This window comes from Arthrobacter pasteuri, assembly GCF_054510955.1.
Genome location: NZ_JBTNDO010000001.1, coordinates 866,540 through 882,486 on the forward strand (window position 1 = coordinate 866,540; position 15,947 = coordinate 882,486).

Sequence of the window (15,947 nt, forward strand, 5' to 3'; positions counted from 1 at the left end):
TGGCGGGCGTGTGGCCGTCGCCGGCGCAGTCCCTGTTATCCACACAGCCGTCCAGTTTCCGCGGCCCCACCCCCGGTCCCTCTAGCCTCGGACGAAGCCATCGCCCAGGAGGTCCCCGTGGAGTTGCACGTCACCCTCGCGAGCGGTCCTCCGACGGGGTTCCCTTCCCGGGAGATCGTCGTCGACACCGACGCCCTCCCCACGGGTGCCGCCCTGGCCGACCGCCTTGCAGCTGCCGGCTACCTCGGTCCGTTCGCCGTCGACGGCGTCCCGCTCACCACGTTGGTCCCGCACGTCGGTGGGCTGGTGGACGGTGCGATCATCGTCTCGGGTAGCCGCGCCGAGGAGGGCTCTCCTGCACCCGTTCCCCCTCTGGTCTTCGTCGTCCATTCGGGTCCCGACGCCGGCCAGGTGATCCCACTCACGCGGGGCAGCTACACCATCGGCCGCAGCGGAAGCGACATCGTAGTCTCCGATCCGGCGGTGTCCAGGAACCATGCCCTCCTCACCGTGACGGAGGACTCCATCGTCCTCGAGGACCTGGGCTCGGTGAACGGGACATTCGTCGACGGGGAGGGCATCACCCGCGCCCCCATCACGGTGGCGGCGAACCTTCGTCTCGGAGCGAGCCGATGCCGTATCGAACTCATCGACGACGAGGGGTGGAAGGCCGCACCCACCCCGGATCTCCTCGAACCGTTGCCCGTCGGCCCGGACCTGCCCCACCGGCCGTCGCGTGTCCTGGTCCTGACGGCACTGTTGCCGCTCGTCGTCGGTGTCCTCCTGGCACTGACGACCGGCATGTGGTTCTTCCTCGCCTTCAGTGCCCTGTCCGCTGCCACGGGCCTGGTTCCCCTGCTGACGTACCGCCGTTCCGCCCGGATCTTCGAGCCCGCCGTGCATCGCGCTGCCGAGCAGGACAGGGTACGGCGCGCACGGGTGGTTCCCGATCCCGGACAGACTGCCCTCGACGCCCTGCGGGCCTGCCGGCAAGGACCCCGACGACCCGGCGGACCACCTCCGGCCCCGGACGTGCTCCTGCTGCGGCTCGGGACCGCACACCAGCCGGCGCACCTTTCGGTGGGCAGGGACAAAGAATCCTTCGCCCCGCCGATCCTCCCCGATCTGCCGTTGGTCCTGCACTGCACACGCCGCGGACAGGAGACCGGCGGGCAGGATTTCACCATCGTCGGGGACACCGGGGCGGTGCAGGCGCTGGCCCGCGCCGTCCTGCTCCAGCTGGCCCACCCCGAATCGGGCGCCCCGCCCGTGCTCTGCTGGGGATCTGCAGCGGACGTTCCGCACTCCGCCCGGTTCCTTCCCAATGTCCGCCTGACGCGGGACCCCGTCGTGCTGGCCCCGCTCATCGGGCAGGCAGGCGTGCGCCTGGTGCTCCAGTTCTCCCCCGACCTCCCCCACCTTCCGCGGGCGCCGGGCGTGTTCGTCGTCCGTTTCGCCGGCGAGCGGGGCAGCCCCGCGAGCGCGTCGGGGAGCCACGCAGCAGCGGGAGGGGCCATGGCCGGAGCAGGCATGACCCTTGCTGCGGGCGGTGCCCGCGCCCGGATCGACGGGCGGGAGTACGACGTCCTTCCCGATGGCGTGTCTGCCCGGACGTTCGAACGGGCAGCTCGCACCCTTGCCCGGGCAGCAGCGGGCGCCGCGCGGCCTGCTGCGTCCGGCGCTGCGGCGGGGAAGGTCGCCGTCCCACCGCGATCCGCTTCCCTGTGGTCCCGCCGGGGAAGCCCTGATGACCTGGCGACGACCGCCCCAGGCCGGTGGTCCTCGGCACACGTCCAAAGCCCGAGGGCATATCTCGGTGAATCGGGTTCCGGCCCGCTGTCCATCGACCTCGTCCGGGACGGTCCGCACCTCCTGGTCGCCGGTACGACCGGTTCCGGGAAATCGGAGTTCCTGAGGACGTTCGTGCTCGGACTCGCCCTCGACCAGGCTCCCGAGCATCTGGCGCTGCTCCTGATCGATTACAAGGGCGGGTCCGGCCTCGGCATCCTCGCGGCGCTGCCGCACTGCGTCGGATGCCTGACCGATCTGTCGACCGAGTCGACCGGACGTGCCCTGATCTCACTCCGCGCGGAGCTCCGGCGCCGCGAGCAGCTGTGCGCCGAGCACGGCGCCTACGGCCTGGTGGAGCTGCGCCGGGCGTCCCCGTCGTCGTGTCCGCCGCGACTGGTCGTCGTGATCGACGAATTCCGGATGCTGAGCGACGAGGTTCCGACCGCAGTCCCGGACCTCATGAAGATCGCCGCGCTCGGCAGGTCACTCGGGGTCCATCTCGTGCTCGCCACCCAGCGGGCGCAGGGTGCGGTCACGCCCGACATCAGGGCGAACATCACCTCGTCCGTCCTCCTGAGGGTCCAGACGGCCGGGGAATCGCAGGATCTGCTCGGGTCCGCGGCGGCAGCAGACATCTCCATCGATCTTCCGGGCAGGGCGTTCCTGCGCCGTGGGACCGAACCCCCGATCGCCTTCCAGGTGGCGTCGTGCTCGTACCTGTCTGCACCGGCGGGTTCTCCCGGCTGGCAGGATCTTGCTGCCTATCTCGGAGGCGGCCATCGGAACGGTCCTCGACCCGCGGCCGATGATCCCGCTCCTCCTGTCGACGGCACCGTCGACGGCGCGGCCGGGATCGGCAGCCGCGACCCATCGGACACCGCGGAGCACGGCGACACCGCGGAGCACAGCATTCTTCAGCGGGCAGCCGGGAACATCGCCGCAGCCGCACTCCGGCATGCCGCTCCATCGGGTCCCCGTCACCCCGTGCTGCCGCCCCTGCCCGCAATGCTCTCCCCCGCCGGGTGTTCCGCGTTCCTGCCGGCCGACCCGCCGTCATCGGCGGCCTCTCCGCGTCCCGCCGCCATCGCGCTCGGCGTCGCCGACTTCCCCGACCGCCAGGAGCAACGCCTCCTGCAGTGGCGGCCGGGAGACCATTCCCACCTGGCGTTCGTCGGACTCCCCGGCAGTGGAGCGAACAAGGCCCTCGGGTCGGCCGTGGTGTCCCTGCTGTCCGACCCGCACGTACACCTGTACCTGCTCGATGGGGACGGGACCCTGGCGGGCCACGCCTTCAGCCTCCGGGTCGGCGCCCATGTGCAGCCCCACGAGACGAAGCGGGCCGCCCGGGTGCTCGAGCGGCTGTCCGCCCTGCCCGTGGGCCGACAGGACGACAAATCCTTCATCGTCCTCGTGATCACCGGGTGGGGACGGTGGAGCAGCCAGTTCCGCACCGGCAGGGCCGCACACGCGGAGGACGATCTGCACGCCGTCGTCCGGGACGGCGCCCGGAGCGGAGTGACGGTACTCGTCGACGGCGACCGCGACCTCACCTCGTCACGGTTCTTCGCCCTGCTGCCGAACCGCGTCTACCTGCCCCTCGGTGCACATGCGGAAATGACGATGACCTGGCCGAAGCTGCCGCCGGTCGACGCCGTGGCAGGACGGGGTCTCGTGCAGGGGAGGATCACGGGAAGCTGGGGTGACGGAGCATGCCAGCTGGTCCTGGACCCCGGGACCGTTCTGCTTCCGGATGGCCCTCCCGCCAGGCCTCCCTTTCCGGTACACCCCCTGCCACTCTCTGTCCCCCTCGGACGACTCGCTGCGCGCAGGGAGGCCGGGACGGAGTGCGGGGGGCTGCTGCTGGGAGTGTCCGGCGACGACCTGCGCCCCTACTGCGTCAACGTGCGGCCCGGTGAGGTCTACCTGGTGCTCGGACACGCGTCGTCGGGACGCACCAACGCCCTGCGGGTCCTTGCGGCCTCGGCCGCCCTTCCTCCGCGGCGTGCTGTCCTGGCGCCACCGGAGGGCGCCGGGCGGGAGGAGGCGGCGGCCTTCTGGCGGGGAATCGCGGAACGCCGGGCCCGTGCTGCCCCTCCGGAGCGCTGCATCCTGGTGGTCGACGACGCCGACCAGCTGCCCGGCGACGCCCAGCAGGCACTGTCGGGGCTCGTCGCCTCCGGTGCCGCCGCGGTGCTGTCCGCTCCACCGAACCACGCGCTGCTGGCTCGCGTGCCGCTCTCGCTCCTGGCCCGCGGGACGGGCCGCGGCTTCGTCCTGTCGCCGAGATCACCCGGGGACGGCGACTTCTTCGGGGTACGGCTGGATGTCGACGGGACCCCGATCCCCGGGAGGGGCTATGCCTGCGATCCCGCGCACGTCGTCGAGGTCCAGGTAGCGCTTGCTCCGGGCGCTGACGCGGCGGGACCTGACGAACCTGACGGACCTACAGCGTCCTATCGTTCCCGATCGTCCGCACCGTGAAGTCGACGACGGGTTTCGTGAACAGGGTCACGATGATCGCGGCGGCGGGGACCAGCAGCAGCAGTCCGATGACCGGGTTGCCGGACGAGAAGTAGGGGAAGGCGAGGATGACCAGGAAGAGCTGGACGACGAGGGACGGCGAACGCGCCCACCGGAAGCCCGCCGTGAGCGTCCTGGCAAGAGCGCCCAGGAACGCCGCGACCAGCAGCAACAGGACGACGAGGAAGGCCGAACTTCCGACCGAGACGGGGTCGGCCCCGAAGATCGCCGCGACGGAGCCTGCTGCGAGTACGACGAGTGCGACCGCCTCGAGTATCAGGACTGCGGCTATCAGGAGGACGCCGGGTGGTCGGTTCGAGGGATCCGGGGCTGGGTCTGTGGCCACCATCGAACCCTACCCGACCGCGTCGGGACGGTCCGCGCAGTGTAAAGGATGGGTCGCTGTGACATACCCCTCACGCATGAATCCAAATAGAACGATAAACCCCTTGTTTACGCGTTGGTAACGTGACAGCCTTAAATGCAGTGCAAACCCGGGGGCCGAAGTCGGCCCCTTTACTATGAGCCCCCTCGTGAATGTTTTCACAAACATACGAGAAGCGAGGCTAGAGGAGAATGTGATCACCATGGATTGGCGTAGTCGCGCGGCCTGTCTGGACAAGGACCCGGAGCTGTTCTTCCCGGTCGGCAACACCGGACCGGCGCTTCTTCAGATCGAGGAAGCGAAGAGCGTCTGCCGCCGCTGTCAGGTACAGGACACCTGCCTGCAGTGGGCCATCGAATCCGGGCAGGATGCCGGAGTGTGGGGTGGACTGAGTGAGGACGAGCGCCGTGCGCTCAAGCGTCGGGCCGCCAGGGCGCGCCGCGCCTCATGATCGACGCCGGGGCGTACCCGGCGTAGCCAGGCAGTTGGATGGATGACGAAGGGCCGCCTCCGGGCGGCCCTTCGTCGTTCCCTGGAGCGGACGCCCGCGGTCAGCTTCCCTGGTTGAGGCGCAGGTCCGTCTCGAGAGTGACGGAGGTACCGCCGCCGGGGCGGGTGCTCCATTCGATGGTCCCGCCCAGCTCACTCGTGACGAGGGTCCGGACGATCTGCAGGCCCAGTCCCTCCGCGTGCCCGCCGGCCGGCAGTCCTACGCCGTCGTCCTCGATCGTCACACGGAGGATCTCCTCGCCATCGGCCTCGGTCCGGCGGTTGGCCATGAGCCAGACCGTTCCGGCCCGTCCGGACAGTCCGTGTTCGACCGCATTCGTGACGAGTTCGTTGATCACGAGGGCCAGCGGCGTCGCGAGGTCGCTGGGGAGTTCCCCGAAATCGCCGCTCCGTTCCGTGCGCACCGCCTGGGACGGCGACGCGACTTCCGCTGACAGGCGGAACTGGCGGGAGATGAGCTCGTCGAAGTCCACACTCTGCGCAAGACCCTGCGACAACGTCTCGTGCACCAGGGCGATGGTCGACACGCGGCGCATAGCCTGTTCGAGGCCGAGCTTGCCCTCCTCGCTGACCATCCTGCGGGACTGCATCCGCAGGAGCGCCGCCACGGTCTGCAGGTTGTTCTTCACCCGGTGGTGGATCTCACGGATGGTCGCGTCCTTGGACACGAGCTCCATCTCCCGGCGCCGCAGCTCGGAGACGTCCCGGCACAGCACGAGTGCTCCGAAGCGCTCCTTCTCGTCCCGCAGGGGGATGGCGCGCAACGACAGGCTGACCCCGCGGGAGCCGATCTCAGTGCGCCAGGGCATGCGTCCCGTCACGACCAGGGGAAGGGTCTCGTCGACCATCCGCCGATCCTTCAGGAGGCCCGTCGTGATCTCCGCGAGCGGCCGGCCCTCGAGGGTCTCGACGTCGCCCAGCCGGCGGAAGGCCGAGACGCCGTTCGGACTGGCGTACTGGACGATGCCGTCGACGTCGAGCCGGATCAGCCCGTCGCCCACGCGGGGGGCGCCGCGCCGCGACCCGGTCGGCGTTGCGAAATCGGGCCACAGGCCCAGGGTCCCCATCCGCAGCAGGTCGTAGGCGCACTGCCGGTACGTCAGCTCCAGCCGGGACGGCATCCTCGAACTGGACAGGTCCATGTGGGTCGTGACGACGGCGAGCGTCCGGCCGTTACGGACCATCGGGACGGCCTCGACGCGCATCGCCATCTCCGTGGTCCAGTTCGTCTCGCCGGAGCGCTCGATCTTCTGGGACTCCCAGGCGAGATCGACGAGCGGCTGCAGGTCCGCACGGATGCGCTCCCCCACGAAGTCGCTGTGGAAGACGGTGTGCGACGTGGACGGCCGGGCGTGGGCGAGCGCCACATAGCCGCCCCCGTCGAGGGGGAACCAGAGCGCGAGGTCCGCGAACGCCAGGTCGGCCACCATCTGCCAGTCCCCCACCAGGAGGTGGAGCCACTCGGCATCACCGGGCTCGAACCCTGTGTACTCGCGGATGGGGTCAGTGAAGATAGCCATGGAATCTCTCTATTGCTCGGGTGCTCGGGGCCGACACGGCGGCAGGCTCCCACTCCCGGCGACGAACCGGACCTGCGGGACGGGGTGCCGCAGGTCCAGTCTGTCACTCCCGATCCACTGACGCTGGCCGGAGGGGCTCCCGGGCTACCGCACGATGGAGCGCAGGAGACGGAGAGCCACCGAGAGCGACGAGATGTCGTCCTTCTCCAGCCTGTTCACTTCGGCGAACATGTTGCTCGCACGCTGCAGCTGGTCCGCGTTCTGCTCCTGCCACGCGAGCAGCCGCTCCCCGGCGTCGTGGTCCTGCATGTCGCTGGTGGCCCGCATGACCGCCACGCAGATGTCGGCGACCGTCGAGTAGAGGTCGTCGCGCAGGGCCGCCCGGGCGAGGGCCCGCCAGCGGTCGGTCCTCGGCAGCTTCGTGATCCGCTCGAGCAGGTCGTCGACCTCGAAACGGTCGTAGACCGCGTAGTAGACCTTGGCGATGTTCTCCACCGGTTCGTCGACCCGGCGTGTGCTGTACGCGATGTCCAGCAGGGGGAAGGACTCGAACTGCTCGGCCCAGTGGCGGCCGAGTTCCTGCGGCAGGTTCCACGCCCTCGCCGTCGCCATGCCGTCGCGTGCCCGCTCGAGGTCGCAGCCCCGCAGGTACTCCGAGAGCCGTGCCCTGAACGGAGCCACGAGCGGCTTGAAGGCGTCGATGTCCTCGTTCACCGATGAGCCCGGCTCCACGTGGTTCACGAACCAGCGCACCCCCCGGTCCAGGAGACGGCGCAGGTCCAGATGGACCGTGGTCCAGTGATCCGTCGGGAAGTCCGCTGGGAGGACCGCGAGCGCATCGACGGTCTCGTCCAGCGAGTAGATCTCCCGCAGGGCCACGAAGGCCCTCGCCACCACCGGTTCGGGCACCGAGGTCTCTTCGATCACGCGGAAGGCGAAGGTGATCCCACCGAGGTTGATGATGTCGTTGGCGACGACGGTGGAGATGATCTCCCGGCGCAGGGGGTGCGTGTCGAGCAGGTCATCGAACCGCTCCACCAGCTGCCGGGGGAAGTACCGGCGGAGGGTGCCCCTGAAGTAGGGATCGTCGGCGAGCGCGCTAGCCGAGAGGACCCTCGTCAGCTCGATCTTCGCGTAGGCCGCGAGCACCGAGAGTTCGGGCGAGGTGAGCCCTCGCCCGGTGTCGGCCCTCCTGCGGAGTTCGGCGGTCGTCGGCAGCGCTTCGAGGTTCCGGTCGAGGTCCGCCTTCTTCTCGAGCCAGTCCATCATCCGTTCGTAGCTCGGGCTCCATTCGACGACCCTCTGGCGGTCGTTCAGCAGGAGGACGTTCTGGTCGATGTTGTCCTGCAGCACGAGGTGCGCCACCTCGTCGGTCATCGAGTGCAGGAACTCCGCCCGCTCCTCCGGCTGCAGGCGCCCGGCGCGCACCATCCGGTCGACGAAGATCTTGATGTTGACCTCGTGGTCCGAGCAGTCGACGCCGGCGCTGTTGTCGATGGCGTCGGTGTTGAGGAGGACCCCGGACAGCGCAGCCTCGATACGGCCCCGCTGGGTCATGCCCAGGTTGCCGCCCTCACCCACGACGCGGGCGCGCAGTTCGCTGCCGTTCACGCGGATGGCATCGTTCGCCCGGTCGCCGACGTCGCCGTTCGTCTCGTCCGTGGCCTTCACGTAGGTGCCGATGCCGCCGTTGTAGAGCAGGTCCGCGGGCGCCCGGAGGATCGCCCGGAGCAGTTCCGGCGGGCTGAGCTTGGTCACTCCGGCGTCGAGCCCGAGGGCCTCGGCCACCTCCGGAGAGATGGGGATGGACTTGGCCTGCCGCGGATACACGCCGCCGCCGGAGCTGATGAGGGTGCTGTCGTAGTCCTCCCAGCTGGACCGGGGAAGGTCGAACAGGCGACGGCGCTCGGCGAAGGACGTCGCGGCATCCGGGTTCGGGTCGAGGAAGATGTGGCGGTGGTCGAAGGCGGCGAGCAGCCGGATGTGTTCGGACAGGAGCATCCCGTTCCCGAAGACGTCCCCGCTCATGTCGCCGACGCCCACCACGGTGAAGTCGTCGGTTTGCGTGTCGACGTCGAATTCGCTGAAGTGCCGCTTCACCGACTCCCAGGCGCCCCGCGCCGTGATGCCCATCGCCTTGTGGTCGTAGCCGACGGATCCGCCGGAGGCGAAGGCGTCACCGAGCCAGAAGTCGTACTCGGCCGACAGCTCGTTGGCGATGTCGGAGAACGACGCCGTTCCCTTGTCGGCTGCGACGACGAGGTAGGTGTCGTCGTCGTCGTGCCGTACGACGCGCGCCGGCGGCAGGACCGACTCGGTCGTGCCGTTCGTGATGACGTTGTCGGTGATGTCGAGCAGCCCGCGGATGAACGTGCGGTAGCTTGCCTGGCCCTCCGCGAGCCAGGCCTGGCGGTCGACCGTCGGATCGGGGAGCTGCTTCGCGAAGAAACCACCCTTCGCGCCGGTCGGCACGATGACCGCGTTCTTCACGGTCTGGGCCTTCACGAGGCCGAGGACCTCGGTGCGGAAGTCCTCGCGCCGGTCGGACCAGCGCAGGCCGCCGCGGGCGACCTTGCCGAAGCGGAGGTGCACGCCTTCGACCTGCGGCGAGTATACCCAGATCTCGAACTTGGGCCTCGGGAACGGGGCTCCGTCGATCCGGGCGGTGTCGAACTTGAAACTGACGTGCCGCTTGTCCTGGAAGTAGTTCGTCCGAAGGGTCGCCTCGATGAGGTTCGCGAACGTTCGCAGGACGCGGTCGGCGTCGAGCGTCGGAACGGCCTCGAGTCCCGTGTCCAGTGCCGCCCGTGCGGCGCCCATGGCCGCCGCCCTGTCGCCCTCGAGGTCGGGATCGAAGCGCGCGGTGAACAGGGCCACGAGGGCTCGGCTGACGACCGCGTTCCGCCGCAGGGTATCGGCGACGAAGCCGTAGGAGTTCGTGTTGCCCATCTGGCGCATGTACTTGGCGTAGGCGCGGAGGATCAGCACCTGGCGCCAGCCGAGCTGTTCGCTCAGGACGAGCCGGTCGAACGCGTCGGACTCGCTGTTTCCGGTGACCGCGGCGCCGAACGCCTCCTGCAGCAGGGCCGCCGTCCCGAGGGGTGAGATCTCGGCGGGGTACTTCAGGCCGAGGTCGTACAGGAAGAACGATCGGCCGTCCGACCGCGTGATGCCGAACGGCCGCTCGTCGAGCACCTCGAGGCCCAGGTTGTGGAAGTAGGGAAGGATCTGCGTCAGACTCTTCGCCTCGGTGAGGTAGAGCTTGAGCCGCGCATCCGCGGCGCTCCCGGGCTCGTGGCGCTCCGGCACGTACACGTGGAGCTGGGGTACTCCGGCCCCCGCTTCGGCGAGCTGTTCGAACCGGGCGATGTCCTCCAGCGCGTCCTCGACCTCGTAGTCCACGCGGTAGCTGGGCGGGAAGGACTCCGCCCACAGGGCAGCGAGCCGATGCGCCGTGTCCTGCTCGAAACGCTCCTGGGCGACCTCGACGACGCCCTCGGGCCACGAGCGGGCAGCCCGTACGAGGCGCCGCTCGAGCTGCACGGCATCGACGTCGGGGACTTCCGCACCCCTCTGCAGCCGGATGCGGAAGAACAGCCGCGCGAGGGCGGATTCGCTCATCCGCGCCTCGTAATCGATGGTGTCGGCGTCGAGCGCCGCCCGCAGTTCCTCCTCGATGCGCAACCGCACGCTCGTTGTGTAGCGGTCGCGGGGCAGGTAGACGAGGGCGGACATGAAGCGCCCGTAGACGTCCGGGCGCAGGAACAGCCGCGTGCGCCTGCGCTCCTGCAGCCGGAGGATCCCGAGAGCGGTGGAGACCAGGTCGGAGACCTCGATCTGGAACAGTTCGTCGCGGGGATACGTCTCGAGGATGGACAGCAGGTCCTTCCCGGAGTGGGAGTCGGACGGGAATCCGCAGCGCCGCAGGACCTCGGTGACCTTGTCGCGGACGAGCGGCACGTTCCGCACCGAGCCCGTGTAGGCGCTGGTCGCGAACAGGCCGATGAAGCGGCGCTCACCGTTCACATTCCCCCGGGCATCGAAGCTCTTGATGCCGATGTAGTCCAGGTACGCGGCCCGGTGCACCGTCGACCGCGAGTTGGCCTTCGTGATGACGAGGACGCGGCGCTCCCGCGCCTTGGCCCTGCCTGCTCCCGTGAGTCGCTGGAGCTGCCCGCCCCCGATTGCGTGCCGGAGCAGCCCGAGGCCGGTTCCTTCCCGGACGCGGAGGGCGTCGGCGCCTGCCTCGTCGGTCACGAGGTCGTATTCCTTGTAGCCGAGGAAGGTGAAGTTCCCGCTGTCGAGCCATTGCAGAAGTTCCTGCGCCTGCCGCAGGTCGGGGATGTCCTCCGCACCCGCGATCGAGCTGAGGGACGCTTCGATGGAGCGGACCTGATCGCGCATGGCGGGCCAGTCCTCCACGGCAGACCGGACATCCCCCAGCACGCGGTGGAGTCCGTCGATGACGGACTCCTTGGCAGCCGTGTCCGGAAGACGCGCGACCTCCACCGAGATCCAGGACTCGATGTGCGCGGAGTGGCCCGCCAGCCCGGCCAACTCGCCCATGTCGGGGAGCGCGGCCGTGTCGCCGCTCGAGGCTCCCGCCGTCGACGGGACGCGCTCGAGCGCCGCGAGCGTCGACGCTCCGTCCTCCCGCACCGCGAGGAACGTCGGGTGGACGACGAGCTGGATCGCGGCGTTCTGGTGGACCAGCTCCGCGGTGACGGAGTCCACCAGGAAGGGCATGTCGTCCGTGACGATCATGACCACGCTCGCATTGCCCTGGTCCATCACACCGATGGCGGCGGTTCCCGGCTGCCGGGATTCGGCGAGGTCGCGGTGCGCGAAGGCGCGCTGGCGGAGGTCGGTGAGGAGGTATCCGGCGGCATCTTCGCGCGCGAGATGCTCGAAGTAGTGCTCTACGAAACCCTCCCGCGCAGTGTCCGAGCTTGACTGATCCGTTGTCCTGGATCCAGACGACATGGGAAGGGCCTCCGTAACGAAATTAAAGGCCGCGCCATTGCGACCTCTTACCGTGGAAGCCTATCCGTGTTGCCCGAAAACTTCACGTTACGCAGGAGCCGCCCGGGCCCGCGCGGGGACCTCTCCTCGATCGGCACCCCGGCGAGCGCCGCGATCGCGTGGCGCAGCGGTGAGCCGGGCGCCGTTTCGAGCAGCGCGGTACCCGCCAGGAGAGCCTCGTCGGCGGCCGCGACGTCGACGGGCAGGAAAGCGGAGATCCCGGCGGCCGGCCCGAAGCGCTCCCACGCGTCCCGCAACTGGGTCTCCGGGCCACGTCCGACGGCGGCGGCCCGCACCTTGTTGAACACCACCCGGGGGATAGCCGTCGGGACGATGTCGGCGAGTTCGGCGAGCGCCTTCACCAGGCGTGGAACACCGATTGCGTCCGCTCCCCCGACGGCGATGACGGAGTCCGCCAGCTCCAGGCACCGGAGGGCTGCACCGTTGCGGCGCGGCGTGAGGGTGTCGAAACTCAGTTCCTCGTCGGCCTCGATGCAGAAGCCGCAGTCGACGATGGTGACCTCCGCGAGCGACCGGGCGGCCTCCAGGACCCGGCCGAGGGCCGCGGGACGCAGTTCGGGCCAGCGGTCCGGCCTGGTGATGCCGGTCAGCACCCGCAGGCGTCCCCCCTTGATGGCCACGCTCACCGCGGTCCGGCCGAGTGCCGCCCCGCCGAACCCGCCCTGGTCCGCGATCCGGCAGGCCTGGGCGAGACCAGCCGATTCATCGAGCAACCCGAGCGAGGCGCCGACGCTCGCACCGTAGGTGTCGGCATCGACCAGCAGGACCGAGGTTCCCGCCGCGGCGAGTTCCGCTGCCATGTTGACGGCCACGGTCGTGCGTCCCGGACCGCCGGGTGGCCCCCAGACCGCCACGATGCGACCGTCCGGGGGGCCGTCGGCCGGCCCGTCCCCGACAGGGACGGGCGAGGGCGCCGCCTCCGGGACGTCGAGCGGATCCGCATAGGCGAGGGATCCCCGGGGGCGGGCCGACGCGTCGAACCTCTCGACCGCTCGCGAGACCGCGTCGGCGAGCGCTGCGGGATCGGCCGTGGACGCCACGTACTCGATCCCCTCGATGGCGGGGGCCGCCGGACCGTCGGTCAGGGCGACGATCACGACGCCTGCGAAGCGCAGTCTGTCGGTCAGGGACGCAGTGAGCTCGGCGGCGCCGGGCGCGATGATGGCCGCCCGTGCAAGACCCGTCTGGCACGCGGCCATGAGTTCGGTGAGCTCCTCGCACCGGCGCACGACGGTGACCGGTCCGCGGAGCTGCTCGAGGCCCGGGACGTACGCGTTCGCCAGCGACCCGAGCGTGATGACGGGGATGTTCACGAACCGGCGCCCGGATTCAGGACGACGGCGATGCGGGCGTCGTTGGAGAGGGCGTCGAGCAGTTCGGGCATGGCCTCGTCGTCCACGAGCACCTGCACGAGGGTGGAGGCACTCGCCCCGAGGGCCGACTCCCCCACCGTCAGTTCGGAGACTTCTGCGGCCTCGAGGAGCAACCGGGGCTGGTCGTAGGAGTTCGTGTCGGTCCGGAGGGAGACCCAGACATCGACGCGGTCGCCGGCAGCGGTCCCGGTGGGCAGCGGATCCTCGACGCTCAGGCCGACGGGCTTCCGGTCCAGGTCATCGGCGATGCCGACGGCGGCCGCCGGAACGAGTTCCCCCTGGGTGACGAGCCTCGTGAGAACCGCGTTCTCGGGTATCCCCTCGGACACCCGGAGGTAGGCGCCTGTCGAGTCACCGAGGCGGACGGGCACGGCGACGAGGTCTTCGGGCGACAGCGCGGTCCCGACAGCGATGTCCTGCCGGGCCGAGTACACGTCCGTGGTCCTGTCCTGGCTTGTGAGAAGCGCGATGACGCCGGCGGTGGAGGCGAGCACCAGGAGCACTCCGATGAGGAGACGGGGGTCCTTCCAGGACGGCTTCCTCAGCCGGGCCGCGCCCTGCACGTCCGTGGTACGCGTATCGGTCGTCACTGTTGCTCCCAAAGGACCGGTGCCGCCCCTGATGGGCGCTCCCGACGGCAATTCTTGTGGACGACGGGCGCAAAAGGAACCGACCGGCGGCAAATCGGGCCCAAGTGTGGAAATCCCCGTCAAACGACACCGCCGGTGGCAGACTGGAGTCGTACCGGAAGAACCAGGAAAGGCGGACCCGTGGCCGAGCGGCGTTTCCTCACCCTCGCCGATGTCGGTGAGGTGCTCAACATCAGCTCTTCGCAGACGTACGCCCTCGTCCGCTCCGGCGAGCTGCCCGCCATCCAGGTGGGTGGGCGGGGCCAGTGGCGCGTCGAGACACGGGTACTCGAGGAGTACATCGCGAAGGCGTACGAGAAGACCGCGTCCGCGCTCAGGACCGAAGCCGACAGCCCACTCGTCTGACCGTCCCTGCCCCTGCTTGCAGCCGGGCTCCACTGCTGTCCGCGGCGCCCGGCGTCGGGGATGCCTACTCCGTCTGCGCGGCTGACTCGAGCGTGTCGATGGATGCGAAGGGCACCGTGAGGACCTCCCGGATATTCGCCGAACGCCTCTCGTCCCCTGGATCGACAAGTCCCAGGTCCAGGAAGTCGGCACCCACCCGGTCGATGACGCCCGCGTAACGCGAGGACGGCGACGCCACCCAGAGCGCCACGTGTGCCCTGTCCCGCGACAGGGCCCGCAGTGCCGATCCCAGTCCGAGCTTCGCCTCGATCCCCGCGAGCGGCTGGCCCACGCTGCGCCCCAGGCTCCGAAAAACCTGCACTGACGACAGCGGCACGATGACCGACCGCTCCTCCACCGCCAGGGCGATCCATTGCGAGCCGACATTCGTCAGGACGCCCCTCAGCGAACGGCCTCCCTTGGTCGACACCCCGACCGGCCGTCCCGTCTGGCCGGTCAACCGCTGCAGCAGCGTCACGCGCGCTTGCTCCGCGCGCGTGCGGTCCCTGACCTCGCTCTCCTGTCGGGCGTCCGTCGCGGCCTGCAGCTGCGACTCCAGATCCTGGAAAAGGGCATCCCACCGCATGCCCACAACGTAGAGCCCCCTATAGCCGGCGTCAACAACACCAGTGAGTACCACTAAATAAACTGAACCTAGACAAACTTTATCAAATTACATCAAACTAGTGGAAGAGAGGGGGCGTCCCATGAAGAGCTCGGACGCAGTACAGGCCGGCATCATCCTGGCGTGCGGAGTCGTGTCGGCCGCGGCTGGAGGAGCCCTGTCCCGTTCCCGGCGAGCGCCAGGGCGGGGACTGGAAGATGTCCTCGGCGTGGGTCTGTCACTGCTCGGCGTGGTGATCGTCGGCTTGTGGCTCCTCACGCTGGCAGTGGCGGTCATCGCCGAAATCCTCGAGCGACGAGGCCTGGTGACCGCCGGGGCGTTCGCCGGACAGTGTGCTCCCGCGTTCATGCGGCGGCTGGCCGCTGCTCTCATGGGAGTCCAGCTCCTGGCGGTGCCCGCGGTGGCGCAGGCAGCACCCGGCAGTCCCGATACAGGTACGGGATCCGCCGTCACCGGGCCCGCGGTTCTCCCTGCAGCACGGTCGGCGTCCGGCGCCGGGACCGGAGCCGACACATCCGGTCGCCCAGGATCTCCCTATTGGTCGCCGCTCGCTACCTCCACACGTGCGGACGGACAGGACGGACAGGACGGAGAGGAAGTGCCGCCCGGACCGCCGGTTCCCATGGCACCCGTCTCGCCCGTGTCGCCCACCTCGGAACCGGTGCCCACCTCGGAACCGGCACCCGTGTCGCCCGCGTGGGAACCGGCACCCGCGTCGCCCACCTCGGAACCGGCGCCCGCGTCGCCTACCTCGGAGCCGGCACCCGTGTCGCCCGCGTGGGAACCGGCGCCGATGCCTTCCGAGGGAGGGCTTCTGGTCCGGCCGGACACCAGGAGGACCGCCCCGGCGGAGGTCGTCGTGGCTCCCGGTGATTCACTCTGGTCCATCGCCGCGCGCCGACTCGGTCCGCTGGCTACAGCAGCCGACATAGCGGAAGCGTGGCCTGCCTGGTTCGACGCGAACCGGCCCGTCATCGGCGACGATCCCTCGCTCCTCCTGCCGGGCCAGGTCCTGCAGGCGCCCTCGCCCTGAACCCGCGCCTTCAGGCGCAGCCGACCCATGCCGAGCACCACGTCGCGCACCCGTCGCGCATCACCGCATCGAGCGCGGCAAGCACACCCGTGCTTTCCGCGCACCCTGCCCAT

The 15,947-nt window shown here is 69.7% G+C and carries 10 protein-coding genes; 4 read left to right on the forward strand and 6 right to left on the reverse strand.

Annotated elements, in window-relative coordinates:
• Positions 1–117 precede the first annotated feature (117 nt).
• The gene (locus tag ACX80H_RS04065; protein ID WP_459311211.1) at positions 118–4,272 is read left to right on the forward strand and encodes an FtsK/SpoIIIE domain-containing protein; all 4,155 of its coding nucleotides are present in this window, start codon (positions 118–120) and stop codon (positions 4,270–4,272) included.
• Here ACX80H_RS04065 and ACX80H_RS04070 read toward each other — a convergent pair.
• The gene (locus tag ACX80H_RS04070; RefSeq protein ID WP_459311212.1) at positions 4,235–4,657 is read right to left on the reverse strand and encodes a hypothetical protein; all 423 of its coding nucleotides are present in this window, start codon (positions 4,655–4,657) and stop codon (positions 4,235–4,237) included. The genes ACX80H_RS04065 and ACX80H_RS04070 overlap by 38 nt on opposite strands.
• Positions 4,658–4,898: 241 nt before the next feature.
• On the opposite strand from ACX80H_RS04070, the gene ACX80H_RS04075 reads away from it, so the two are divergent.
• The gene (locus ACX80H_RS04075) at positions 4,899–5,147 is read left to right on the forward strand and encodes a WhiB family transcriptional regulator (protein ID WP_055769355.1); all 249 of its coding nucleotides are present in this window, start codon (positions 4,899–4,901) and stop codon (positions 5,145–5,147) included.
• Between the two features lie 100 nt (positions 5,148–5,247).
• Here ACX80H_RS04075 and ACX80H_RS04080 read toward each other — a convergent pair whose 3' ends face one another.
• From ACX80H_RS04080 to ACX80H_RS04095, 4 genes are all read right to left on the reverse strand, one after another.
• Positions 5,248–6,726, reverse strand: a complete 1,479-nt coding sequence (locus tag ACX80H_RS04080; protein WP_087076421.1) for a sensor histidine kinase — start codon at positions 6,724–6,726, stop codon at positions 5,248–5,250.
• A 144-nt stretch (positions 6,727–6,870) separates the two neighbouring features.
• Positions 6,871–11,709 carry an NAD-glutamate dehydrogenase gene (locus ACX80H_RS04085; RefSeq protein ID WP_459311213.1) on the reverse strand — a complete coding sequence of 1,613 codons (4,839 nt, stop codon included), beginning with the start codon at positions 11,707–11,709 and terminating at the stop codon, positions 6,871–6,873.
• A 47-nt stretch (positions 11,710–11,756) separates the two neighbouring features.
• On the reverse strand, positions 11,757–13,082 hold the full coding sequence (locus ACX80H_RS04090) for a CpaE/TadZ family protein (RefSeq protein ID WP_459311214.1): 1,326 nt from the start codon (positions 13,080–13,082) through the stop codon (positions 11,757–11,759).
• A complete protein-coding gene (locus ACX80H_RS04095; RefSeq protein WP_459311216.1) occupies positions 13,079–13,732 on the reverse strand; it encodes a CpaB family protein in 654 nt (217 codons plus the stop codon). The genes ACX80H_RS04090 and ACX80H_RS04095 overlap by 4 nt, the downstream gene beginning before the upstream one ends.
• 180 nt (positions 13,733–13,912) lie before the next feature.
• On the opposite strand from ACX80H_RS04095, the gene ACX80H_RS04100 reads away from it, so the two are divergent.
• On the forward strand, positions 13,913–14,137 hold the full coding sequence (locus ACX80H_RS04100) for a helix-turn-helix domain-containing protein (RefSeq protein ID WP_225437410.1): 225 nt from the start codon (positions 13,913–13,915) through the stop codon (positions 14,135–14,137).
• 64 nt (positions 14,138–14,201) lie between these two features.
• On the opposite strand, the gene ACX80H_RS04105 is transcribed toward ACX80H_RS04100, so the two are convergent.
• Positions 14,202–14,762 carry a hypothetical protein gene (locus tag ACX80H_RS04105; RefSeq protein WP_459311218.1) on the reverse strand — a complete coding sequence of 187 codons (561 nt, stop codon included), beginning with the start codon at positions 14,760–14,762 and terminating at the stop codon, positions 14,202–14,204.
• Positions 14,763–14,883: 121 nt separating this feature from the next.
• Here ACX80H_RS04105 and ACX80H_RS04110 point away from each other — a divergent pair, with 121 nt between their 5' ends.
• Positions 14,884–15,834: a LysM peptidoglycan-binding domain-containing protein gene (locus ACX80H_RS04110; RefSeq protein ID WP_459311220.1), complete on the forward strand. Its 951-nt coding sequence runs from the start codon at positions 14,884–14,886 to the stop codon at positions 15,832–15,834.
• Positions 15,835–15,947: the final 113 nt, after the last annotated feature.